This window comes from Streptomyces asiaticus (assembly GCF_018138715.1).
GTDB classification, from domain to species: domain Bacteria; phylum Actinomycetota; class Actinomycetes; order Streptomycetales; family Streptomycetaceae; genus Streptomyces; species Streptomyces asiaticus.
The window spans coordinates 6,771,978-6,792,575 of the sequence record NZ_JAGSHX010000006.1; the positions used below are offsets into that span (position 1 = coordinate 6,771,978).

Annotated in this window: 23 protein-coding genes; 15 read left to right on the top strand and 8 right to left on the bottom strand. The window is 72.5% G+C overall.

From position 1 onward, the window contains the following. Positions 1-250: 250 nt before the first annotated feature. The 3 genes from KHP12_RS36690 (at position 251) to KHP12_RS36700 (ending at position 3,144) form a co-directional block, all read left to right on the top strand. Entirely contained in the window at positions 251-1,291 is a 1,041-nt protein-coding gene (locus KHP12_RS36690; protein WP_086885792.1) for an ABC transporter ATP-binding protein, read from the top strand. A gap of 255 nt (positions 1,292-1,546) precedes the next feature. Further along, entirely contained in the window at positions 1,547-2,305 is a 759-nt protein-coding gene (locus KHP12_RS36695; protein ID WP_244203389.1) for an ABC transporter permease, read from the top strand. 59 nt (positions 2,306-2,364) lie between these two features. Continuing rightward, positions 2,365-3,144 (top strand): magnesium transporter, encoded by a 780-nt coding sequence (locus KHP12_RS36700; protein WP_308036140.1) that lies wholly within the window; start codon positions 2,365-2,367, stop codon positions 3,142-3,144. A 681-nt stretch (positions 3,145-3,825) separates the two neighbouring features. Here the strand turns inward: KHP12_RS36700 and ybaK are convergent. The 3 genes from ybaK to KHP12_RS36715 all read right to left on the bottom strand — a co-directional run bounded on the left by ybaK (position 3,826) and on the right by KHP12_RS36715 (position 6,767). Further along, positions 3,826-4,323, bottom strand: coding sequence for a Cys-tRNA(Pro) deacylase (gene ybaK, locus KHP12_RS36705; protein WP_037948938.1), 498 nt, complete (start codon positions 4,321-4,323; stop codon positions 3,826-3,828). 11 nt (positions 4,324-4,334) lie between these two features. Then, positions 4,335-5,075, bottom strand: coding sequence for an LON peptidase substrate-binding domain-containing protein (locus tag KHP12_RS36710; protein ID WP_086886000.1), 741 nt, complete (start codon positions 5,073-5,075; stop codon positions 4,335-4,337). Positions 5,076-5,171: 96 nt separating this feature from the next. Beyond that, complete coding sequence (locus tag KHP12_RS36715; RefSeq protein ID WP_086885999.1) at positions 5,172-6,767, bottom strand: oxidoreductase; 1,596 nt, start codon at positions 6,765-6,767, stop codon at positions 5,172-5,174. Between the two features lie 156 nt (positions 6,768-6,923). Between KHP12_RS36715 and hisD the strand changes: the two genes are divergently transcribed. From hisD to hisF, 8 genes are all read left to right on the top strand, one after another. Beyond that, entirely contained in the window at positions 6,924-8,249 is a 1,326-nt protein-coding gene (gene hisD / locus KHP12_RS36720; RefSeq protein ID WP_037948931.1) for a histidinol dehydrogenase, read from the top strand. Beyond that, a complete protein-coding gene (locus KHP12_RS36725; RefSeq protein WP_037948928.1) occupies positions 8,246-9,364 on the top strand; it encodes a histidinol-phosphate transaminase in 1,119 nt (372 codons plus the stop codon). Before hisD ends, KHP12_RS36725 begins: the two co-directional genes overlap by 4 nt. After that, complete coding sequence (gene hisB, locus KHP12_RS36730) at positions 9,361-9,954, top strand: imidazoleglycerol-phosphate dehydratase HisB (RefSeq protein ID WP_014059975.1); 594 nt, start codon at positions 9,361-9,363, stop codon at positions 9,952-9,954. The genes KHP12_RS36725 and hisB overlap by 4 nt, the downstream gene beginning before the upstream one ends. Before the next feature lie 91 nt (positions 9,955-10,045). Continuing rightward, positions 10,046-10,210 (top strand): CG2302 family histidine operon protein, encoded by a 165-nt coding sequence (locus tag KHP12_RS36735; protein WP_037948925.1) that lies wholly within the window; start codon positions 10,046-10,048, stop codon positions 10,208-10,210. Continuing rightward, positions 10,201-10,845 carry an imidazole glycerol phosphate synthase subunit HisH gene (gene hisH / locus KHP12_RS36740; protein ID WP_037948922.1) on the top strand — a complete coding sequence of 215 codons (645 nt, stop codon included), beginning with the start codon at positions 10,201-10,203 and terminating at the stop codon, positions 10,843-10,845. Before KHP12_RS36735 ends, hisH begins: the two co-directional genes overlap by 10 nt. A 55-nt stretch (positions 10,846-10,900) precedes the next feature. Beyond that, on the top strand, positions 10,901-11,632 hold the full coding sequence (gene priA / locus KHP12_RS36745; RefSeq protein ID WP_037948920.1) for a bifunctional 1-(5-phosphoribosyl)-5-((5-phosphoribosylamino)methylideneamino)imidazole-4-carboxamide isomerase/phosphoribosylanthranilate isomerase PriA: 732 nt from the start codon (positions 10,901-10,903) through the stop codon (positions 11,630-11,632). Then, the gene (locus tag KHP12_RS36750) at positions 11,629-12,039 is read left to right on the top strand and encodes a Rid family hydrolase (protein WP_037948918.1); all 411 of its coding nucleotides are present in this window, start codon (positions 11,629-11,631) and stop codon (positions 12,037-12,039) included. The genes priA and KHP12_RS36750 overlap by 4 nt, the downstream gene beginning before the upstream one ends. Then, complete coding sequence (gene hisF, locus KHP12_RS36755; protein WP_086885998.1) at positions 12,036-12,806, top strand: imidazole glycerol phosphate synthase subunit HisF; 771 nt, start codon at positions 12,036-12,038, stop codon at positions 12,804-12,806. The genes KHP12_RS36750 and hisF overlap by 4 nt, the downstream gene beginning before the upstream one ends. 59 nt (positions 12,807-12,865) lie before the next feature. Here the strand turns inward: hisF and KHP12_RS36760 are convergent, their stop codons facing one another. From KHP12_RS36760 to KHP12_RS36770, 3 genes are all read right to left on the bottom strand, one after another. Continuing rightward, a complete protein-coding gene (locus KHP12_RS36760; RefSeq protein ID WP_086885997.1) occupies positions 12,866-13,936 on the bottom strand; it encodes a CU044_5270 family protein in 1,071 nt (356 codons plus the stop codon). Continuing rightward, positions 13,933-14,574: an RNA polymerase sigma factor gene (locus KHP12_RS36765; protein WP_086886001.1), complete on the bottom strand. Its 642-nt coding sequence runs from the start codon at positions 14,572-14,574 to the stop codon at positions 13,933-13,935. The genes KHP12_RS36760 and KHP12_RS36765 overlap by 4 nt, the downstream gene beginning before the upstream one ends. Positions 14,575-14,680: 106 nt before the next feature. Beyond that, entirely contained in the window at positions 14,681-15,046 is a 366-nt protein-coding gene (locus KHP12_RS36770; RefSeq protein ID WP_086885996.1) for a MerR family transcriptional regulator, read from the bottom strand. Positions 15,047-15,162: 116 nt separating this feature from the next. Between KHP12_RS36770 and KHP12_RS36775 the strand changes: the two genes are divergently transcribed. Further along, entirely contained in the window at positions 15,163-16,263 is a 1,101-nt protein-coding gene (locus KHP12_RS36775; protein ID WP_086885995.1) for an alkene reductase, read from the top strand. A 2-nt stretch (positions 16,264-16,265) separates the two neighbouring features. On the opposite strand, the gene KHP12_RS36780 is transcribed toward KHP12_RS36775, so the two are convergent. Beyond that, complete coding sequence (locus KHP12_RS36780) at positions 16,266-16,736, bottom strand: OsmC family protein (protein WP_211834119.1); 471 nt, start codon at positions 16,734-16,736, stop codon at positions 16,266-16,268. Between the two features lie 184 nt (positions 16,737-16,920). Between KHP12_RS36780 and KHP12_RS36785 the strand changes: the two genes are divergently transcribed. From KHP12_RS36785 to KHP12_RS36795, 3 genes are all read left to right on the top strand, one after another. After that, positions 16,921-17,655, top strand: a complete 735-nt coding sequence (locus tag KHP12_RS36785) for an SDR family oxidoreductase (protein WP_210610381.1) — start codon at positions 16,921-16,923, stop codon at positions 17,653-17,655. A gap of 90 nt (positions 17,656-17,745) precedes the next feature. Then, on the top strand, positions 17,746-18,609 hold the full coding sequence (locus tag KHP12_RS36790; RefSeq protein ID WP_211834120.1) for a polysaccharide deacetylase family protein: 864 nt from the start codon (positions 17,746-17,748) through the stop codon (positions 18,607-18,609). A gap of 305 nt (positions 18,610-18,914) precedes the next feature. Beyond that, positions 18,915-19,742, top strand: coding sequence for an endo alpha-1,4 polygalactosaminidase (locus KHP12_RS36795; protein ID WP_211834121.1), 828 nt, complete (start codon positions 18,915-18,917; stop codon positions 19,740-19,742). A gap of 86 nt (positions 19,743-19,828) precedes the next feature. On the opposite strand, the gene KHP12_RS36800 is transcribed toward KHP12_RS36795, so the two are convergent. After that, positions 19,829-20,461 (bottom strand): TIGR03085 family metal-binding protein, encoded by a 633-nt coding sequence (locus KHP12_RS36800; protein WP_037948901.1) that lies wholly within the window; start codon positions 20,459-20,461, stop codon positions 19,829-19,831. Positions 20,462-20,598: the final 137 nt, after the last annotated feature.

Here is a 20,598-nt window from a genome sequence, read left to right on the forward strand (position 1 = left end):
GGCCCCGGTTCGGGGCTTCGCCCCTTCCCGCAGCATCGATTTGCGGCTCTGCCGGGCCCCGGGGTCCAGGGGCGGAGCCCCTGGTATCGGGAAGGGGCGGGGAGGGGAAAGCACCCTTTTGCGGCTCCGCCGCGTGGTCCGCCGGACACGCCGTAGGCCGCGGTCCGGCCCCGTCCCGCGCACCGCGGCCCGAGGGGCCTGAGGGCCCCGAAGGCGGGAGCGGGTGTTTGGGCGCGTACCCTCATAGCTCGTGAGGACGGGCGCGAAACAGGCGACGAGTGGCGATCTGGTGTGCACCGTGCGCGGCCTGGTAAAGACCTATCCCGCGGCGCGCGGTCGGCGCGGCGCGCCCGCCACGCCCGCCGTCCGGGCCAGCGACGGCATCGACCTCGATGTGGTGCGCGGCGAGGTCTTCGGGCTGCTCGGCCCCAACGGCGCCGGCAAGTCCACCCTCGTACGGCAGCTCACCGGTCTGCTGCGGCCCGACGAGGGCCAGGTGCGGGTGCTCGGCCACGATCTCGTACGCCACCCCGAGCGCGCCGCCCGGCTGCTCGGCTATCTGGGCCAGGACTCGACCGCGCTGGACGAGCTGACCGTCTCCCTCGCCGCCGAGACCACCGCGCGGCTGCGCGGCCTGGAGACCCGCGCGGCCCGCGCCGAGCGCGACGCGGTGATCGAGGAGCTGGGGCTCGGCGAGGTCGCAGGGCGCCCGCTGAAGAAGCTCTCCGGGGGCCAGCGGCGGCTGGCCTGCGTCGCCGCCGCGCTGGTGGGGGAGCGGCCGCTGCTGGTGCTGGACGAGCCCACCAGCGGGATGGACCCCGTCGCCCGGCGCGCCGTATGGGCGGCCGTGGACCGGCGGCGGGCCGAGCGGGGCGTGACGGTGGTGCTGGTCACCCACAATGTGATCGAGGCGGAGACGGTGCTGGACCGGGTCGCCGTGCTGGACCGCGGCCGGGTCATCGCCTGCGACACGCCCGCCGGGCTCAAGGCGCTGGTGGCCGACGAGGTGCGGCTGGAGCTGGTGTGGCGCACCGAGCCGCCGCTGGAGGTGCCCGAGGTCGCCGCCCTGTGGAAAACCTCCGAGGCGGCCCGGGCCGCCGGTGGCGCCTCCGGGCGGCGCTGGACGCTCCGGCTGCCGCCGGACGACGCGCGCGCCGCCATCGCCACCGTGACCGGCGGCCCCGCCTTCGCCGCGCTGGACGATTTCACCCTTGCCACGCCGAGCCTGGAGGATGTGTACATCGCCCTGGGGGGCCGTGCGGAGGGCGCGGAGGGGCTGGTGAAGGCGTGACCGCCGGGGCGAGCCGGTGAACGCGTCGGTGACCGTGACCGTATTCAAGCCGCAAGAGGCGAAGAGGAGCAGCACAACGTGAGTGTCATGCCCGCCGTGTCCGGTGTATCCGGTGTGTCCGGGGCCACTGGTGTGCCTGGTGTGTCCGGTGCGTCTGCTGGGCTGCCCGGTGCGTCCGGTGTCTCCGGTACCTCAGGTGCGCCCGGTGTCTCCGGTACCTCGGGGGCGTCCGGCGACGCCGGTGAGGCCGGTGACATGCCCGAGCCGCTGGCGGCCCGGGCGCGGCTCTTCCCCGCGCTCGTCGCGGTCTACCGCGCCCAGCTCTCACGGGCCCGGGTGGCCCGGATCCCGCTGCTCTTCGTGGCCACCTTCCAGTCCATCGGGATCATGATCCTGATGCGCGGGGTGGTGGACGGCGGAAGTGAGGCGCGGTCGGTGGTGGCCGGGTCGAGCGTGCTGGTCGTCGCCTTCGTGGCGCTCAACCTGCTGGCGCAGTACTTCGGCCAGCTGCGGGCCAGCGGCGGTCTCGACCACTACGCGACCCTGCCGGTGCCGCCCTCGGCCGTGGTGCTCGGGGCGGCCGCCGCGTACGCCTCCTTCACCGTGCCCGGGACCGCCGTCACCGCGGTGATGGGCAGTGTGCTCTTCCAGCTGCCCATGACCAACCTGTGGATCCTCCTCGCCGTGATCCCCCTGTCCGGCGCCGCCCTCGCCGGACTCGGCGCCGCACTGGGGCTGCTCGCCCCGCGCCAGGAACTCGCCACGCTGTGCGGGCAGTTGGGGATGTCCGCCGCGCTGCTGCTCGGCGTGCTGCCCGCGGCCCGGATGCCGCAGGTGGTGTCGTACGCGCGCGATCTGCTGCCGTCGACGTACGGTGTGGAGGCCCTGGCCCGGTCCTTCGACGGGCAGCCCGACTGGTGGGTGGTCTGCGCCGACCTCGGGGTGTGCGCCGGGGTGGCCGTGGTGTCACTCGCCGCCGCGACCTGGGCCTATCGGCGGGCGGCGGTGCGGTGACGCGCCGCAGCAAACGTCCCGCCGACCGAAGTACGCCGTCCGCCTGGCACGATGACGGGGTGACCGCACCGTTGACGCCGCATGATCAGCACTCGCCGCACGACGAGCCCGCCGAGGGCCGGCCGCCGTCCCATGAGCAGCCTGCCGGGGACGCCGCCGTGCCGTATCCCACCGGGTATCCCGCGCACCCGGGGCAGGCTTCGGGGCATCCGGAGCACGCCGGGCACGCCGGGCACTCTGACGAGCACGCCGGGCACGCCGAGCACTCTGATGAGCACGCCGAGTTCTCCGAGCACTCCGAGCACTCCGAGCCCGGGCCCGAGTTGCGTGCCGAACTGGTGCAGGCGTCGCTGGTCGCCATCGCGGTGGCGGTCTCCGGGGTGCTTCTCGGGCTGCTGTGGCTGTGGTTGGCGCCGAAGGTTCCCCTGGTCTCGGACGGTTCCGCCGTCTATCTGAAGAACTCGGAAGGGGAGGACGCGGTCGGCGCGGACGGGATGTTCACGCTGCTCGGGCTCGCCTTCGGCGCCGTCTCGGCCATCATCGTCTTTCTGCTCTTCCGCCACGGCGGTATCGCGCTGGTCGTCGGGCTGGCGATCGGCGGGGTGCTCGCCTCGGTGATCGCCTGGCGGCTGGGCGTATGGCTGGGGCCCACCTCGGACGTCGTGGCGCACGCCAAGGCGGCCGGTAAGGGCGTCACCTTCGACGGGCCGCTCAAGCTGGGCGCGAAGGGTGCGCTGCTGGCGTGGTCGGTGGCGGCGATGGTGATCCACCTGGCGCTGACCGGGCTCTTCGGCCCGCGGGACCCGGAGCCCGCACTGCCGCCCGCGCCGAGGGCGTAAGCGCGCTGAGCGGTTCGGCCAGAGGGCGTCCGGCGAATCGCGCCGCCTGCGGCGAGCCGTTCCCCACCCCGCCCCTTCCCGAACTGGAACTCCGCCCCAGCCCCCGGCCGCGTCGCAGGTGACGCGGCCGGAGCCCTATCCGGTGAGCTGACCGCGGCGACGGTCGCCCCCGGGCTCCGGGGGGCGATGTGAATCCAGGGCTCCGGTCGCGCGACCCGAATGTGCGCGGGCGTCCGCCCGGTCACCGCCGCCCCGGTGTGCCGCCCGAGATCAGCCCGCCCGATGCAGGTGTTCACGGCGGCGACGGTCGGCTCGTCGCCCCCGGCCCGGGGCGAAGCGGAACCGGGGCTCGGCCCCGGCCCTGGGCCGGGCGACCCGGAAGTGCGCGGGTGTCCGCCTGGTCTTCCGCCGCGCCGGTGTGCCGCCTGCGCTCAGCTCGCCCGGTGCAGTGTTCACGGCGGCGACGGTCGGCTCGTCGATCTCTGGGGTCCAGGGGCGGGGCCCATGGTTACGGGAAGGGGCGGGGTGGGGAAAGATCCGCCGGGCACCCCGCAAGGCCCGCCTCAGTCGCTCAGCCCCGCCACGCGAGCCATACGCGGGGCCGCCGCTGGGTCGCCACGCGCGGCGACGCGTGAGCCATGGGCGGCCTGCAAGGCGGGCGGCCAGGGTCGACGCGGCCCGCTAGGAGCGGGCGATCGGGGCCACCACCGCGTTCGTCAGCGATGCCAGGTCCTTGGGGGACAGTTCGACCTCCAGCCCGCGGCGGCCCGCCGAGACGCAGATCGTCTCGTGGCCGTCGGCCGACGCGTCCAGGGCCGTCGGGAGGCGCTTGCGCTGGCCGAGGGGGGAGATTCCGCCGCGTACATAGCCCGTGGTGCGCTCGGCCACCGCCGGGTCCGCCATCGTGGCGCGCTTGCCGCCGACCGCCGAGGCGAGCGCCTTGAGGTCGAGGGTGGCCGAGACGGGCACGATGGCGACCGTAAGGCGGTCATCGACGCTCGCGACGAGGGTCTTGAAGACCCGCTCCGGTGCGACGCCGAGCGCCTGGGCGGCCTCCTCGCCGTAGGACGGGGCCGCCGGGTCGTGCTCGTAGGAGTGCACGGTGAAGTCCGTGCCCGCGGCGGTCAGGGCGGTGGTGGCGGGGGTGCCCGCCGAGTTCTTCTTGGTCTTCTTCGGCATGTTCGTCCGCGTCAGTTGGGGCTGGTGGGACCGCGGGTCAGATCGATGGCAGGGAGCGACGGGAGCTTACCGATGACCGCGCTCTCGGCGCGAAGGAGTTTCAGCTCGTCGGCAAGACGGCTCGCGGTGTCCGGCGCCTGGAGCAGCCGCTGCTTCGCGGGCGTGTCGAGCACGGCCGCGGCCGCCACCAGGTAGGAGAGGACGGACGGCTCGCCCGGCAGGTCCTGCTCGGCGGCCAGGGTGCGCTCCCGGGCGCCCGCGAGCCGCTTCTGGTACATGCGGAAGGCCCGTACGACCCCGGAGGCCAGCGCCCCGGCGCCCTCGCCCTGCTCCTCCTCCAGCTCCTTGACCTCGGCCGTCAGATACGGGCCCGAGGAGTCCACGGAGACCAGCTCGAAGCGGGTGGTGCCGGTGGCCAGCACCTCGAAGGTGCCGTCCTCCTGCTCCCGGATGGTGGCCGCGTCCGCCACACACCCCACGGAGTAGAACGACTTGGCGGGGTCCGGGCCGAACCCGGCCGCGGGGCCGGGGTCCGGCAGCGTGTGGGTGTCCGGGAGGCCGATCGCGCTCGGCGCGACCTCATGGCCGTCCCTGATCGCGATCACCCCGAACCGGCGCGGCGCGTCCTCGGGGAGCGCCGACAGATCGCGCATCAGGGAGCGGTACCGCTGCTCGAAGACGTTCAGGGGCATGACGAGCCCCGGGAACAGCACCGTGTTCAGCGGGAAGAGCGGAAGGCGCGCGGAGGTCACGGGGCGTAAGCCTAATGGCCCCGCGCGTTCCCTTTCACTGGCGCCGGGGCAACGGTCCCGGAGCAACGTCCCGGGGCATCGGTCCCGGAGCAACAGTCACTGCCGCCGCAGCAGCCGGGACGCGCCGGCGGCGACCGCGGTGGCCAGCACCCAGCCCAGCAGGATCATGATGATGGACGCCCATTGGACGGCGCCCTGGGGTTTCCAGTAGCCGTCCATGCCCAGATCGATGACCGGGATCAGCAGGTCGAGGGTGTACAGCGAGGCGTTCCAGTTCGGCGCTTCATCGGGCTTCAGCGCCTCCGGCCGGTTGTGGGCGAAGAACACCGAGCCGACCGCCCACAGCACCGCCATCCACACCGCCGCCCGGCCCGGGCGGTAGCCGTAGGCCACCGTCCAGTCCTGGAGATAGCCCCACACCTTTCCGGCGAGCGGCAGCGTCTCCCGGCGCCGCCGCTGCTTGGCGAGCTGCACCTCGCGCGCGTCGGCGTCCTCGCCGCTGGCCCGCATCGTGTTGGCCAGCATCTCGTACGGCTCGGGCGCGTACTCGGGCGTGGCGGCGGCCACCCACTCCAGCCGCCGGGCCAGCGGGAAGTGGCCGCGCGGGATCAGGCACTCATAGCTGAACCCGGCCATGGTCAGCCCGCCGGGCCCCGGCCAGCTCACCGACTTGTCGACAAGATTGACCACCCGGGCGCCGGAGAGGATCACCCGTCCGCGCTGCGGCTGCTCCCCGAGGAAGCGCAGCTCGGGCGTCTGGACCCGGCGCAGCGACAGCTCCTGGTCGTTCTCCATGATGAAGCGGGCCTGGTCGAGGTCGATCGCGTCGCCGATCCGCGCGTCGTCCAGCCGGATCCCGCCCTCGCACTCGAAGCGCTGGATCCGGGTGCCGCGGGTGGGGGTGGAGGCGGTGCCGTACGGCGGGGTGGAGCCGCTGGAGTACGTGCTCACCCCGCCCGCGGTGAGGTACAGGCTGCGCTCCACGGTCAGCTGCGGCGCGTTCAGCGCGCGGCGGCCGTAAGGGTTGCGCAGCCGGCTGCCGCGCAGGCTGAGCGACACGCCGATCTGCGCCCCCCGCAGGCTCAGCTCGCCGTACGACTCGATCATGTCGGCCTGGAAGTCCTGGGCGACGGTCAGCCCGTCGGCGCTGATCGACAGGCCCCGGCGGTCGCGGCGCACAATGAGCTGGTTGAGGAGTAAATCGGTGCCGATATGGGCGTCGGTGAGCCTGATGCCGTGTTCGACCACACAGCGCGGCAGATGCAGATCGCCCTCGGTGCGCAGCCGGGCCGCCTCCAGCCGGGGGAGGGAACAGCCCACCAGGCGCAGGGTGGTGAACTGCGCCTCGGGGACCAGCACCTCCCGCTCGAAGCGGCAGTTCTTGAGCTCCACATAGGGCTCGATGTTCCCGCCGGCCAGATCGAGCGTGCCGGTGATGTGCACCCCGTTGAGCTTGAGCGCGGCGACCCGGCCCGGCTGCGCGGGCGGCCCGTCCAGCAGCAGGAGGGCCACGACACGCGCGCGGACACTGCGCTCCGGGCCCCAGGCGTACGGTCCTGAGGGGTCGTTCCGCTGGGGGTGGGAGGTGCGCAGATCATGGGTGCTGCCATTGCGGAACGCCTGCCACATGCCCCATTCGGCGGTGGTCAGATCGAGGCCCGGGGGTGGGTCGCCATCGTGCGGCTCGGTCACAGCCGTGTCCCCTCCTGATTCTCCGTGTCCCCGTACGGAGCACATTCCCGCTGAGTAACCGGTTGAACGCCAACGGTCAGGGTCAACTTAGGGGGTCCGTATCACTGGCTGATACGGGGGGAGGGGCCTCGTGGCGGGTCTGAGACAATTGATCGCGTGATCTCCCGTATCGATCTGCGCGGCGCCGCCTTCCCAGAGGGCGGAATCGACCGCGACCTGCTGCCCCGTGCCGAGCTCGACGTCGAGGCCGCCCTGGAGAAGGTGCGGCCCATCTGCGACGACGTACGCCATCGCGGTACCGCTGCGCTGATCGACTACGCCCATCGGTTCGACGGCGTGACCATAGAGCGGGTGCGGGTCCCCGCGGAGGCGCTGGAGAGCGCCCTCGCCGAGCTGGACCCGGCCGTGCGGGCCGCCCTGGAGGAGTCCATCCGGCGGGCCCGGCTGGTCCACCGCGACCAGCGGCGCGCCGACCACACCACCCAGGTGGTGCCGGGCGGCACGGTCACCGAGCGCTGGGTGCCGGTCGAGCGCGTCGGGCTGTACGTACCGGGCGGGCGCTCGGTCTACCCCTCGTCCGTGGTGATGAACGTGGTGCCCGCGCAGGAGGCCGGGGTCGCCTCGATGGCCGTCGCCTCCCCGCCGCAGGCGGAGTTCGGCGGGCTCCCGCACCCCACGATCCTCGCGGCGTGCGCGCTGCTCGGCGTGGACGAGGTGTACGCGGCGGGCGGCGCCCAGGCCGTGGCGATGTTCGCCTACGGCACCGAGGACTGCCGTCCGGTCTCGATGGTGACCGGCCCTGGCAACATCTGGGTCGCGGCGGCCAAGCGGCTGCTCAAGGGCCGGATCGGCATCGACGCCGAGGCCGGGCCGACCGAGATCGCCGTCCTCGCCGACGCCACCGCCGACCCGGTGCATGTCGCCGCGGACCTGATCAGCCAGGCGGAGCACGACCCGCTGGCGGCGTCCGTGCTGGTCACCGACTCCGAGGAGCTGGCCGCGGCGGTCGAGAAGGAGCTCGAGGTCCAGGTCGGGGCCACCAAGCATGTCGCGGACCGGATCGGTCCGGCGCTGGCCGGGCGGCAGTCCGGCATCGTGCTGGTGGACGGTCTGGAGCAGGGCCTGGCCGTCGTGGACGCGTACGCGGCCGAGCACCTGGAGATCCAGACCGAGGACGCGGCGGCCGTCGCGGCCCGGGTGCGCAACGCCGGGGCGATCTTCGTCGGGGCCTACGCCCCGGTGTCGCTCGGTGACTACGCGGCGGGCTCCAACCATGTGCTGCCCACCGGCGGCTGCGCCTGCCACTCCTCCGGGCTGTCCGTGCAGTCCTTCCTGCGCGGCATCCATGTGGTGGACTACACCCGGGACGCGCTGGCCGAGATCGCCGGCCATGTGGTGACGCTGGCCGAGGCGGAGGATCTGCCTGCCCACGGCGCCGCGGTGAAGGCAAGGTTCGACTGGAAGGTGCCACCGAGCAAGTGACCGGCATTGACGATCTCCCGATCCGGGACGAGCTCCGTGGCAAATCCCCGTACGGCGCTCCGCAGCTGGACGTGCCCGTACGGCTGAACACCAACGAGAACCCCTATCCGCTGCCCGAGCCGCTGGTCGCCCGGATCGCCGAGCGGGTCGCCGAGGCGGCCCGGAACCTCAACCGCTACCCGGACCGGGACGCGGTCGAGCTCCGCACCGGGCTGGCCCGCTACCTCAGCCGTACGGCCGGTCTCGAGGTCGGCGTCGCCCAGGTGTGGGCGGCCAACGGGTCCAACGAGGTGCTCCAGCAGCTGCTCCAGACCTTCGGCGGCCCGGGGCGCACCGCGATGGGCTTCGAGCCCTCGTACTCGATGCACGCGCTGATCTCCCGCTCCACCGGCACCGGCTGGATTTCCGGTCCCCGGAACGCCGATTTCACCATCGATGTCGATGCCGCCCGTAAGGCCATCGCCGAGCACCGTCCCGATGTCGTCTTCATCACCTCGCCGAACAATCCGACGGGGACGGCGGTCGGCGCCGAGACGGTGCTGGCGCTGCACGACGCGGCGCAGGACGCCAGGGCGGACACCGCCGGGGCGCTCGTCGTCGTGGACGAGGCGTACGGGGAGTTCAGCCACCGTCCGTCGCTGCTGCCGCTGATCGAGGGGCGGCCGCGGCTGGTGCTCTCGCGGACCATGTCCAAGGCGTTCGGCGCGGCAGGGCTGCGGCTGGGCTACCTCGCCGCCGACCCGGCGGTCGTCGACGCCGTCCAGCTGGTCCGCCTGCCGTACCACCTGTCCGCCATCACCCAGGCCACCGCGCTGGCCGCCCTGGAGCACACCGATACGCTGCTGGGGTACGTCGAGGCGCTCAAGGCCGAGCGCGACCGGCTGGTGGGCGAGCTGCGCACCATCGGCTGCGAGGTGACCGACTCCGACGCCAACTTCGTCCAGTTCGGCCGCTTCGAGGACGCCCACGCGGCGTGGCAGGGCCTGCTGGACCGGGGCGTCCTGGTCCGGGACAACGGGGTACCGGGATGGCTGCGGGTCACCGCGGGGACCCCGGCCGAGAACGACGCGTTCCTCGACGCGGTACGCGAGCTGATGAAGGAGACGAGCGCATGACCCGCGTGGGACGCGTGGAGCGCACCACCAAGGAGACCTCGGTCGTCGTCGAGATCGACCTCGACGGCACCGGCCAGGTCGATGTGTCGACAGGGGTCGGCTTCTACGACCACATGCTCGACCAGCTCGGCCGCCACGGCCTCTTCGACCTCACCGTCAAGACCGAGGGCGACCTGCACATCGACACCCACCACACCATCGAGGACACCGCCCTCGCGCTGGGCGCCGCCTTCAAGCAGGCGCTCGGCGACAAGGTGGGCATCTACCGCTTCGGCAACTGCACGGTGCCGCTGGACGAGTCGCTGGCCCAGGTGACGGTCGACCTCTCCGGCCGCCCGTACCTGGTGCACACCGAGCCGGAGAACATCGCGCCGATGATCGGCACCTACGACACCACGATGACCCGGCACATCCTGGAGTCCTTCGTGGCCCAGGCGCAGATCGCCCTGCATGTCCACGTGCCCTACGGGCGCAACGCCCACCACATCGTGGAGTGCCAGTTCAAGGCGCTGGCGCGGGCCCTGCGCTACGCCAGCGAGCGCGACCCCCGCGCCGCCGGGATCCTCCCCTCCACGAAGGGCGCTCTGTAACGGTGAGCGTCGCCCGCGCGGCCGCCGGGCCGCAGACGACACTCGACCCGCGCTTTCGCCGCGCGGGCGGAGAAGCGAACGAGGTAGCTTCGTGAACGGCCTGTCGACCGTGTTCATCCTCGTGGGACTGTTTCTGCTCGGCGGGGTCATCTCCTTCGTCAAGCAGGGCATGTCCAAGAGCATCATCACGCTGCTCGGGATCGGCGCCACGATGGCGCTGCTCGCCGGCGTCCTGCGGCTTGAGGTATGGAATTGAGCAACAAGAGCGTCGTTGTCCTCGACTACGGATTCGGCAACGTCCGGTCCGCCGAGCGGGCCCTCGCCCATGTCGGCGCGCAGGTCGAGATCACCCGTGACTACGACAAGGCCATGGCCGCCGACGGCCTGCTCGTGCCCGGCGTCGGCGCCTTCGCCGCCTGCATGAAGGGGCTGCGCGCGGCGCGCGGCGACTGGATCGTGGGGCGCCGGCTGTCCGGTGGCCGCCCGGTCATGGGCATCTGCGTCGGCATGCAGATCCTCTTCGGGCGCGGCATCGAGCACGGAGTCGAGGCCGAGGGCCTGGACGAGTGGCCCGGCACGGTCGAGCCGCTGCGCGCCCCCGTCGTCCCCCACATGGGCTGGAACACGGTCAAGGCGCCCGGCGACTCCCAGCTCTTCGCGGGCCTGGACGAGGGCGAGCGGTACTACTTCGTCCACTCCTACGCGGTCCGCACCTGGGAGCTCGAGGTCACCAACCCGCATATCCCCGCCCCCAAGGTCACCTGGTCCACCCATGGCGAGCCGTTCGTCGCCGCCGTCGAGAACGGCCCGCTGTGGGCCACCCAGTTCCACCCCGAGAAGTCGGGCGACGCCGGGGCGCGGCTGCTCCGCAACTGGCTCGACACGCTCTGACCGGCGCCCCGCGTCAGCTCTCACCGCCCGCACGCTCTCACCGAAGGTTGCCCGCATGCGCACGCACCGCCTCGAACTCCTCCCCGCCGTCGATGTCCGCGACGGCCAGGCCGTCCGCCTCGTGCACGGCGAGTCCGGCTCCGAGACGTCGTACGGCGACCCGATGGAAGCCGCCCTGGCCTGGCAGCGGGCGGGCGCCGAGTGGCTGCACCTGGTGGACCTCGACGCCGCCTTCGGCACCGGGGACAACCGCGCGCAGATCGCCGAGGTGGCCCGCGCCATGGACCTCAAGGTCGAGCTGTCCGGCGGGATCCGCGACGACGCCTCGCTGGCCGCCGCCCTGGCCACCGGCTGCGCCCGGGTGAACCTCGGCACGGCCGCCCTGGAGACCCCCGAGTGGGTCGCCAAGGTCATCGCCGAGCACGGCGACCTGATCGCCGTGGGCCTCGATGTGCGGGGCACCACGCTGCGCGGCCGTGGCTGGACCCGGGACGGCGGCGATCTGTACGAGACGCTGGCCCGCCTCGACTCCGAGGGCTGCGCCCGCTATGTCGTCACCGACATCGCCAAGGACGGCACCCTCCAGGGCCCCAACCTGGAGCTGCTGCGCAATGTCTGCGCCGCGACCGACCGCCCCGTCGTCGCTTCCGGCGGCGTTTCCTCGCTTGACGACCTGCGTGCCCTTGCGACCCTGGTACCGGAAGGTGTCGAGGGCGCCATCGTGGGCAAGGCGCTCTACGCCAAGGCATTCACCTTGGAAGAGGCGTTGGAGGCGGTGGCCGTATGACCTCACCCGAGATCGGGCGACGGGTCCAGACCGAGAGTCCCTGGGAGCAGACCATCGGGTTCGCCCGGGCCGTTGAGGCCGGTGACCTGGTGCTCGTCGCCGGGACGATGCCGCTCGCCGAGCGCGGCGTCCTGGAGGGCGAGGGGGATCCGTACGAGCAGACGCTCGCGGCCTTCCGCCATGCGCTGGACGCGCTGAAGAGGTTCGACCTCGGCGTCGAGTCGGTGGTCCGCACCCGCATGTACCTCACCCACGCCCGCGACGTGGACGAGGTGGGCCGCGCCCACAAGGAGCTCTTCGACGCCGTGCGCCCCGCCGCGACGCTGGTCGTGGTGTCCGGCTTCGTCGACTCGCGGGTCCTGGTGGAAGTCGAACTGGAAGCATTCCGAGGAGCACGACAGTCATGACCCTGGCGGTCCGAGTCATCCCCTGCCTGGACGTGGACAACGGCCGGGTCGTCAAGGGCGTCAACTTCCAGAATCTGCGCGACGCGGGCGACCCGGTCGAGATGGCCAAGATCTACGGCGAGGAGGGCGCGGACGAGCTCACCTTCCTCGACATCACCGCCTCCTCGGGCGACCGCGAGACCACGTACGACGTGGTCCGCCGCACCGCCGAGCAGGTCTTCATCCCGCTCACGGTCGGCGGCGGCGTCCGCACCCCGGAGGACGTCGACAAGCTGCTGCGCGCCGGGGCGGACAAGGTCGGCGTCAACACCGCCGCCATCGCCCGCCCCGAGCTGATCCGCGAGATCGCCGAGCGCTTCGGCAGCCAGGTGCTGGTCCTCTCGGTCGACGCCCGCCGCTGCCTCGAGGGGACGGTGACCCCCTCCGGCTACGAGGTCACCACCCACGGCGGCCGCCGCGGCACCGGTATCGACGCCGTCGAATGGGCCCACCGCGCGGCGGAGCTGGGCGCGGGGGAGATCCTGCTGAACTCCATGGACGCGGACGGCACCAAGGACGGCTACGACACGGCCATGATCGAGGCCGTCCGCAAGCACGTGACCGTCCCGGTGATCGCCAGCGGCGGCGCCGGCAAGGCGGCCGACTTCGCGCCGGCGATCGCCGCGGGGGCCGACGCGGTGCTCGCGGCCTCCGTCTTCCACTTCGGCGATCTGCGGATCGGCCAGGTGAAGGACGCGCTGCGGGACGCGGGGCACCCGGTCCGCTGAGGGACGCTCGTACGATGGCGGGGGACCACCGGACGGTGGTCCCCCGCCGCCGTGACGTCTCAGCCGGCCGGCCGCTCGCGGTAGTGGTCGACGATCCCGCGCTTCAGGTACGCCGTCTTCTCCATGACGTCGCCCTTCTTGCCCGCCCCGACATCCCTCGTCAGGTAGCTGCGCTCACCGAGCAGGGTCAGGCTGTCCCGGTCGAAGACCCACTCGGTGGCCTCCCCCGACCTCTTGTCGACACGGGCGATGCCGACCCCGTGGCGGCCCGCCGCGTCCACCGCGTCCTCCTCCCGCGTCACCCCGGGAATCTTCGCGGCGGCCTTGTAGAGAGCGGCGGCGTTCTCCGGCGGCATCACCGTCTCACCCAGGAAGGAGCCGATCCGGTTGAAGACGGCCTGGGCCTTCTCCACGTCCTCGTCCGGTTCGGCCATTCGGTACAACTCCTCGAGCAGGGCGTCCGGGTCGGTCGGCAGGGACGCCAGCCACTGGTACGTGGGGCGGTAGGCGCCCGCCGGGGACCCGCCCAACTCGGCCATCCGGCCCCACTCCCCGTTTTCCTTGATCTCGCCGGTCTTGGTGATCCGCTTCACCTGTTGCGACATCCAGACCTCGCGTTCATGCCGCGGCTCCAGTTTCGAGGAGCCGTCCTCCTTCATCTCGGCTCCCGCCGTGAGGCTCTTGACGTAGACGAACTGGTCCTGTCGCACCGGCTTGACGTCCGACTTCGCCGCGGTCCCGGCGAGCCGGTCGAGCAGGACGGTGGCGGTCTCGCGCGGCTGGGCGGTGGTGTCGCCGGACGTCCCGCCCCCGGTGAAGGTGACGGCCAGCGCCCCGGCCAGCGCCAGGGCCGCGGCGGGCATCAGCAGCGCCGGGCGCGGCAGCCGCCGCAGGACCGTCCGGGCAGGCGCGGGGGTGCGGTTCTGGTCGTCATCGATGTGCTGCATCAATCGGTCCTTGTGATGGAGGTACGGAGCGGAGGGCACGTCCCGTTCGGCCGGGACGGGAGGAAGCAGCCGGGCGAGCTCCTCGCGCGCGGTGTCCTCGTACGCCTCGCACGTGGTGTCCTCGTACGCGGCGTCCTCGCGCTCGCGCTCGGGCCGGGCGGGCCCGGAGCCGACGGCGTTCATCGGGGGTCCTCCTGAAACTCCTGAAAGGGCAGGGCCGCGAACGCGGCCTCACGCTGTACCTCTCCGCGGCGGTGCGGCGGTTCCTTCTTTTCTTCCGCGAGCCGCTGGTCGGCGAGGGTGCGCAGCCGGGCGCGGGCCCGGGACAGCCGCGAGCGCACCGTTCCCACCGGGATGCCCATGGCCTCGGCCGCCTGTGCGTAGTCCAGGCCGGACCAGACGCACAGCGCCAGCACCTCCTGCTCCCCGCGCCGCAGCCGGCCGAACACCGTGCGCACGGCGGCGAGCCGACGGGCGTCGTCGATCCGGCCCGCCGCCTCGTCCGCGAAGTCCGCCATCGGGGCGGGCGGCGGGCGGCGGGCCAGGAAGGCCAGGCGGCGGCCGATGCCGCGGTTGGCGTTGCGCGCCTTGTTCGTCGCCACGCCCAGCAGCCACGGTTTCAGCGTGCCGTCGCCCGGCTCCAGTTGCTCCCGGGTGCGCCAGGCGTCGAGGAACGTATCGCCCATCACCTCCTCGGCCACCGACCAGTCGCCGGTCAGCCGGAAGGCATGGTTGTAGACCATGCGCGCGTAACTCTCGTAGAGCTCCGCGAACGCCTCACGGTCACCCGCCCGGATCCGCGCCCGCAGACCATCACTCATCTCGTTCACACCTCACACCCGTGCCTCTCCGCACGGCGGAGGTGGTTCCCGTGACCTGTGCCACATATGGGGCGCGGGCGCTTACGGGGTGTCCGGCTGCGCCCGGCTACTCGGCCGGGACCGACGCCGCCTCGATCACCTCGTCCAGGACATCACGGGAGCGGAGCAGGTCCGCGATCATGCGGTCGATGCGCTCCCGCTCCACCGTCAGATCGGAGACCAGCTTCCCGTTGGCCCTCCGCGACGGGCCGCCGTCCGAGTCCCGCATGCAGGGGAGCAGTTGGGCGATCTTCTCGCTGCACAGCCTCGCGGCGTACAGCTCCTGGATGCGGATGACGCGGTCCACCGCGCCCTCCCCGTACTCGCGATGGCCGCCCGGGGTGCGCTCGGCCGTCATCAGGCCCTGCTGCTCGTAGTAGCGCAGCGAGCGCTCGCTGACGCCGGTGCGCCGCGCCAGTTCGCCGATCCGCATTCCTCACCTCGTCTGCCGGTCCGGGCTGAATCCGAGTCCGGGCTGAATCCGAGTCCGGGCTTGAATCCGAGTCCGAGCTTGAATCTGACATCAATGGCAAGTTCTACCGTACCCGCATGACGCACACACCCGAGATACCCAGCCTCTTCGAACCCGCCCGACTCGGCCCCCTCGACCTCCCCAACCGCCTGGTCATGGCGCCGATGACGCGCAACCGCGCGGCCGCCGACGGCGTGCCCCTGCCGATCATGGCCACCTACTACGCCCAGCGCGCCACCGCCGGGCTGATCGTCGCCGAGGCCGCCACGCCCAACGCGGTGGGGCAGACCTACCCCGACATCGCCGCGATCCACAACGCGGCGCAGGTGGCCGGGTGGCGGCGGGTGACCGACGCGGTGCACGCGGCGGGCGGCCGGATGTTCCTCCAGCTCCAGCACGGTGGCCGGGTCGGCCACCCGGACACCAGCGGGCTGCCGCCGGTGGCGCCCTCGCCGGTGCCGCTCCCGGAGACGATCTTCACCCCGAACGGCCATCAGGAGGCCGTCGTACCGCGCGAGATGACGCTCGAGGAGATCCGTTCCACCATCGCCGACTTCGCCGCCGCCGCGCGCAACGCCCGGGGCGCGGGCTTCGCCGGAGTGGAGGTGCACGCCGCCAACGGCTATCTCCTCCACCAGTTCCTGGCCCAGGGCACCAACCGCCGCACGGACGCCTACGGCGGCTCGGTGGCCGGGCGCGTCCGGTTCGTGGCCGAGGTGGTCCACGCCGTCGCCGACGCGATCGGCCCTGAGCGGGTGGGCCTGCGCGTCTCGCCCGGATCGACCGTCAACGGCATCGAGGAGGGCGACACCGAGGCCCTCTACCCCGCGCTCATCAAGGAGCTCGCGGACACCGGTCTGGCCTATCTGCACATCGTCCGCGCGCAGCCGGACCAGCCCCTCTTCCGGGAGCTCCGCGCCTCCTGGCCGGCCACGCTGATCGCCAACCCGTCACTGCCCGGCGACGGCGTCCCCGCCGACGGCGGCATGCGCCAGGCCGGGGCGCTGCTGGCCGAAGGCGCCGACCTGATCGCCCTCGGCCGCACCTTCCTGGCCAACCCCGACCTGGTGACCCGCCTGCGCACCGGCGCCCCGCTCAACCCCATCCGGGACGCCTACCTGATGTACGTGGGCGGCGAGACCGGCTACACGGACTACCCCACCCTGACGGCGGACTGAGCTCAGCCGACCCGGACGGCCGGCTGGTGGCGGACGGGGAAGTTGACCGAGTTGGCGATGAAGCACGTCTGATGGGCGTCGTGATGCGCCGAACGCGCCCGCTCCAGCATCGTCTCGTCCGCGACGGTGACCACCGGATTGAGCACCACCTCGGTGAAGCGCCCGCTGTGCCCGGCCGTCTCCTCCATGACCCCGGCGGCGACGTCCTCGTACGCCGTGACCGTCACCCCGTCCCGGGCGCATACGGAGAGGTAGGTCAGCATGTGGCACTGCGAGAGCGAGGCCAGCAGGAACTCCTCCGGATTCCAGCACTCCGGATCCCCCAGGAACGCCGGATCGGCACTGCCCCGCAGGGTCGGCTTCCCCTCGCCGAAGATGTCGTGCGACCGCCCGTAGTCCCGGTAACCAGTCGTCCCCGAACCGGTGTTACCGGTCCACCGGGCAGTGGCGCGGTAGGTGTGCTGTCGGCCCATTGTCGGTGCGCTCCCCTTCGTGTCCCCGTGTGGCGGAACTGGCTGCCCGCCCATCGTGCCGTGCTGACTGGGAGTGTCGCACCCAGGAGGAGCGCGTCCTGGTACGGGGGTCCTGACCTGCGCAGACTCGGTGGGGTCAGAACAGAGCGGCACCAGGACGGAAAGGGATACCGCCATGAACGCCATGACCGGGACCGGCAAGGTCGTGCTCATCACCGGGGCCAGCAGCGGGATCGGGGAGGCGACGGCGCGTCGGCTCGCCGCCGACGGGCACCGGGTCTTTCTGGGGGCGCGCCGGACCGAGCGGCTGGGGGAGCTGGCCGGGAAGATCACCGCGGACGGTGGCACCGCCGCGTACCAGAGGCTCGATGTCACCTCGGCCGACGACATGCGGGCCTTCGTGGCGGCCGCCCGGGAGCGGTTCGGGCGGGTGGATGTGATGGTCAACAACGCCGGGGTGATGCCTCTGTCGCCGCTCGAGGCGCTGAAGGTCGACGAGTGGGACCGGATGCTCGATGTGAACGTGCGCGGTGTGCTGTACGGCATCGCCGCGGCCCTGCCGGTGATGCGGGAACAGGGCGGCGGGCATGTCGTGAACATCGCCTCGGTCGGCGCGTACGAGGTGTCGCCCACCGCCGCGGTGTACTGCGCCACCAAGTTCGCCGTACGCGCCATTTCGGAGGGGCTGCGCCAGGAGTCGGCCGGTGACATCCGGGTCAGCCTGGTCTCCCCGGGCGTGACCGAGTCCGAACTCGCCGACTCCATCTCCGACGAGAGCGCCCGCGAGGCCATGAAGACCTACCGCTCGGTGGCCATCCCCGCCTCCGCGATCGCCGACGCCATCGCGTACGCCGTCGGACAGCCGCCCGAGGTCGACGTCAACGAGATCGTGGTGCGCCCGGCCGCGAGCGCCCAGTAGGGGCGGGCGGTCCGGGAGGGGCGGGCCGTTTCGGGTGGGGCGGGCGGAAAACCGGTAGGGCGATCGGTGGCGGCGGCTCACACTGAGGGCATGGGCGGAGCCACGTCGAGTCAGCTGCTGGGGTTCCCGCCGGACGCGCGGGTGCTCATCGTCAACTGCGACGACCTCGGCATGCACGAGTCGGTCAATGTCGCCGTCATCGACGCGATCGAGGAGGGGATCGCGAGCTCGTGCAGTCTGATGGTGCCGTGCCCGGGGGCGTCGCAGGCTCTGCGGATGCTGCGCGCGCGGCCGGGCATCCCGTTCGGCATCCACCTCACGCTCGTCCGCGACGCGGACCACGTCCGATGGGGACCGCTGAGCGCGAGGGGGACGGTGGCGTCGCTGCTGGACGAGCGGGGCGAGCTCTTCACCGCCGGCCGGCGGGAGGAACTGCTCGCGCGGGCGCGCCCCGAGGAGGTCGAGCGGGAGTTCCGGGCCCAGATCGAGGCCGTGGCCGACGCGGGACTGACGCCGACTCATCTGGACTGGCACTGTCTGGCCGACGGCGGCCACGAGGACGTCTTCGAGGTGACCGTGGCGCTGGCGGGGGAGTACGGACTGGCGGTGCGGGTCTGGCTCGACGGCGGCCGCCGGACGGCGCGCGGGCGCGGGCTGCCGGTCACCGACCATGACTTCCTGGACAGCTTCGCCCTCGACACCGACGGTAAGGCGGCCCGCTACGCCGAGCTGCTGCGCGCTCTTCCGCCCGGGCTCAGCGAGTGGGCGGTCCACCCCGGGCTGGACGACGCCCGGTCGCGGGCCGCCGAGCCCGGCGGCGGATGGCGGGTGCGCCACGGCGACCACGCGTTCCTGACGTCGGCGCGGGCCCGCGAACTGCTGGCGGAGGAGGGCATCGTGGTGATCGACTACCGGCCGCTCCAGCGGATCTGGTCCGGGGGACGGGCTACGTGACGCCATCTGGTCCGGTGGGCGGCCGATGTGACGCCATCCGGTCTGAGGGGGGACGGCCGCCTTGATGCCGCCCGGTCCGGGGGACGGCCGCCTTGATGCCGTCCGATCCAGTGGGACGGCCGACTTGACGCCGTTGCCGGGGCCCGCTTTGATCGCAGCAGCCGCACGGTGTACCTGCCCCGTGCCGCGCAAGAGGTGCGCCCAGCCGGTAGGGGACCCGGTGCCGGTCCCGAGCCCGGACACAGTCGCCAGGACGGCGGATGCCATCCGAGGCGGGGACGCTACCCGCGAGTGTTGGAGCTTTCATGCCAGCCAGCCATGCCGCACGCCTTCGTCGCCGCTGGGCCCTCGCGTCGGTCGTGACGGCCGCCGCCGCGGCCGCCGTCGTGACCGTGTCCATGTCCTCGGGAGCCAGCGCGTCCGAAGTGGCGCTGCCGCCCGTCCACGGTGGCTTCGACTACCAGATCGGCGGGGCGTACACCCCGCCGAAGGGTGTCGACATCGTCAGCCGCGACCGCGGGGACTCCCCGGCGAAGGGGCTGTACAACATCTGCTACGTCAACGCCTTCCAGGTCCAGCCGGGCGAGCGCGACCAGTGGCCGGACAACCTGCTGCTGCGCGACCGCAACGGCGATCTCGTCATCGACACCAAGTGGAAGGAACCGCTGCTCGACCTCCGTACCGCCGAGAAGCGCAAGCGGGTGGCGGACAAGGTCGACGGCTGGATCGACGGCTGCGCCAACAAGGGCTTCGACGCCGTCGAGCCCGACAACTACGACAGCTACGAACGCTCCAAGAAGCTGCTGACCACCGCTCACGCCAAGGCGTTCATGGCCCTGCTGTCGGAGCACGCGCACGCCCAGGGGCTGGCCATCGCGCAGAAGAACACCGCGGAGCTGCTGCCCGACCGGAAGGCGGCCGGGCTGGACTTCGCGGTGGTCGAGGAGTGCGGCGAGTACGACGAGTGCGGTGAGTTCGCGAAGGCGTACGACGACCACGTCGTGGTGGTCGAGTACGGCGACGAGGGCTTCGCCAGGGCGTGCGACGGCTGGGGCGACCGGCTCAGCGTCGTCCGGCGGGACGAGGGCGTCTCTCCGGCGGGCGAGGACGGCTACGTTCGCGAGACCTGTTAGGGGATTCCCCGGTGTCGTCCCCGTCCGCCGCGCGCGGACGGGGACGACACGCGTGCGGCGTGGGGCCAGATGCCCAGCTTGGCCTCTCAGATACCCAGCTTGGCCTCGTGCGCCTTGGCCACGGCCTCCTTGTCGCCCTCCAGCTCGACCCGGGCGGCATCCTGACGGCCGGTGAGGAAGAGCGCCAGCTCGCCCGGTTCACCGGTGACGGTGACGACCGGGGTGCCGCGGTGGGCCACCGCCGTACGGCCGTCCGGGCGCCGCAGCACCAGGCCGACGGGGGAGCGGCGGCCGAAGATCCGGGCGCCGCGCTCGATGCGGGACCACAGCGTGTCGGCGAAGACCGGGTCCAGCTCGCGCGGCGTCCAGTCCGGCCGGGCGCGGCGCACATCCTCGGCGTGGACGTAGAACTCGAAGCTGTTGGCCGCCTCGTCCACCTGCTTCAGCGCGAACGGCGACATCCGCGGCGGACCGGTGCGGAACAGCTGGAGCAGCTCCTCGTACGGCCGCGCCGCGAACTCCTCCTGCACCCGGGCCAGCCGCGCGGCCAGCGGCTTGACCAGCACCCCGGCGGCCGCGTCGGGGCGGCGCTCGCGGACCACCAGATGGGCCGCCAGATCGCGGGTGCTCCAGCCCTCGCACAGCGTCGGGGCCCCGGGGCCCGCGCCGTCCAAGAGGTCGGCGAGGAGCAGGCGTTCGCGCTTCGCGTGAGTGGACATGCGTCCACCCTACGACCGTGACCCGCCCACTGCCACGAGGAGCGCCGCCACGCGCCCCGACGGGGCGGCTGCGCCCGGGCCTACGGGGTGTGCGACTCCGCCGGGTGGCAGGGGCTTCGCCCCTGGACGCCGGGGTC

What these genes read in the sequence shown, in the direction of transcription:
- hisF (WP_086885998.1), top strand. Translation starts at nt 12,036, where the DNA reads ATGACCCTGGCGGTCCGAGTCATCCCCTGCCTGGACGTGGACAACGGC.
- KHP12_RS36800 (WP_037948901.1), bottom strand. Translation starts at nt 20,461, where the DNA reads ATGTCCACTCACGCGAAGCGCGAACGCCTGCTCCTCGCCGACCTCTTG.
- KHP12_RS36780 (WP_211834119.1), bottom strand. Translation starts at nt 16,736, where the DNA reads ATGGGCCGACAGCACACCTACCGCGCCACTGCCCGGTGGACCGGTAAC.
- priA (WP_037948920.1), top strand. Translation starts at nt 10,901, where the DNA reads ATGCGCACGCACCGCCTCGAACTCCTCCCCGCCGTCGATGTCCGCGAC.
- hisB (WP_014059975.1), top strand. Translation starts at nt 9,361, where the DNA reads ATGACCCGCGTGGGACGCGTGGAGCGCACCACCAAGGAGACCTCGGTC.
- hisH (WP_037948922.1), top strand. Translation starts at nt 10,201, where the DNA reads ATGGAATTGAGCAACAAGAGCGTCGTTGTCCTCGACTACGGATTCGGC.
- KHP12_RS36695 (WP_244203389.1), top strand. Translation starts at nt 1,547, where the DNA reads ATGCCCGAGCCGCTGGCGGCCCGGGCGCGGCTCTTCCCCGCGCTCGTC.
- KHP12_RS36785 (WP_210610381.1), top strand. Translation starts at nt 16,921, where the DNA reads ATGACCGGGACCGGCAAGGTCGTGCTCATCACCGGGGCCAGCAGCGGG.
- KHP12_RS36750 (WP_037948918.1), top strand. Translation starts at nt 11,629, where the DNA reads ATGACCTCACCCGAGATCGGGCGACGGGTCCAGACCGAGAGTCCCTGG.
- ybaK (WP_037948938.1), bottom strand. Translation starts at nt 4,323, where the DNA reads ATGCCGAAGAAGACCAAGAAGAACTCGGCGGGCACCCCCGCCACCACC.
- KHP12_RS36765 (WP_086886001.1), bottom strand. Translation starts at nt 14,574, where the DNA reads ATGAGTGATGGTCTGCGGGCGCGGATCCGGGCGGGTGACCGTGAGGCG.
- KHP12_RS36760 (WP_086885997.1), bottom strand. Translation starts at nt 13,936, where the DNA reads ATGAACGCCGTCGGCTCCGGGCCCGCCCGGCCCGAGCGCGAGCGCGAG.
- KHP12_RS36790 (WP_211834120.1), top strand. Translation starts at nt 17,746, where the DNA reads ATGGGCGGAGCCACGTCGAGTCAGCTGCTGGGGTTCCCGCCGGACGCG.
- KHP12_RS36775 (WP_086885995.1), top strand. Translation starts at nt 15,163, where the DNA reads ATGACGCACACACCCGAGATACCCAGCCTCTTCGAACCCGCCCGACTC.
- KHP12_RS36795 (WP_211834121.1), top strand. Translation starts at nt 18,915, where the DNA reads ATGCCAGCCAGCCATGCCGCACGCCTTCGTCGCCGCTGGGCCCTCGCG.
- KHP12_RS36770 (WP_086885996.1), bottom strand. Translation starts at nt 15,046, where the DNA reads ATGCGGATCGGCGAACTGGCGCGGCGCACCGGCGTCAGCGAGCGCTCG.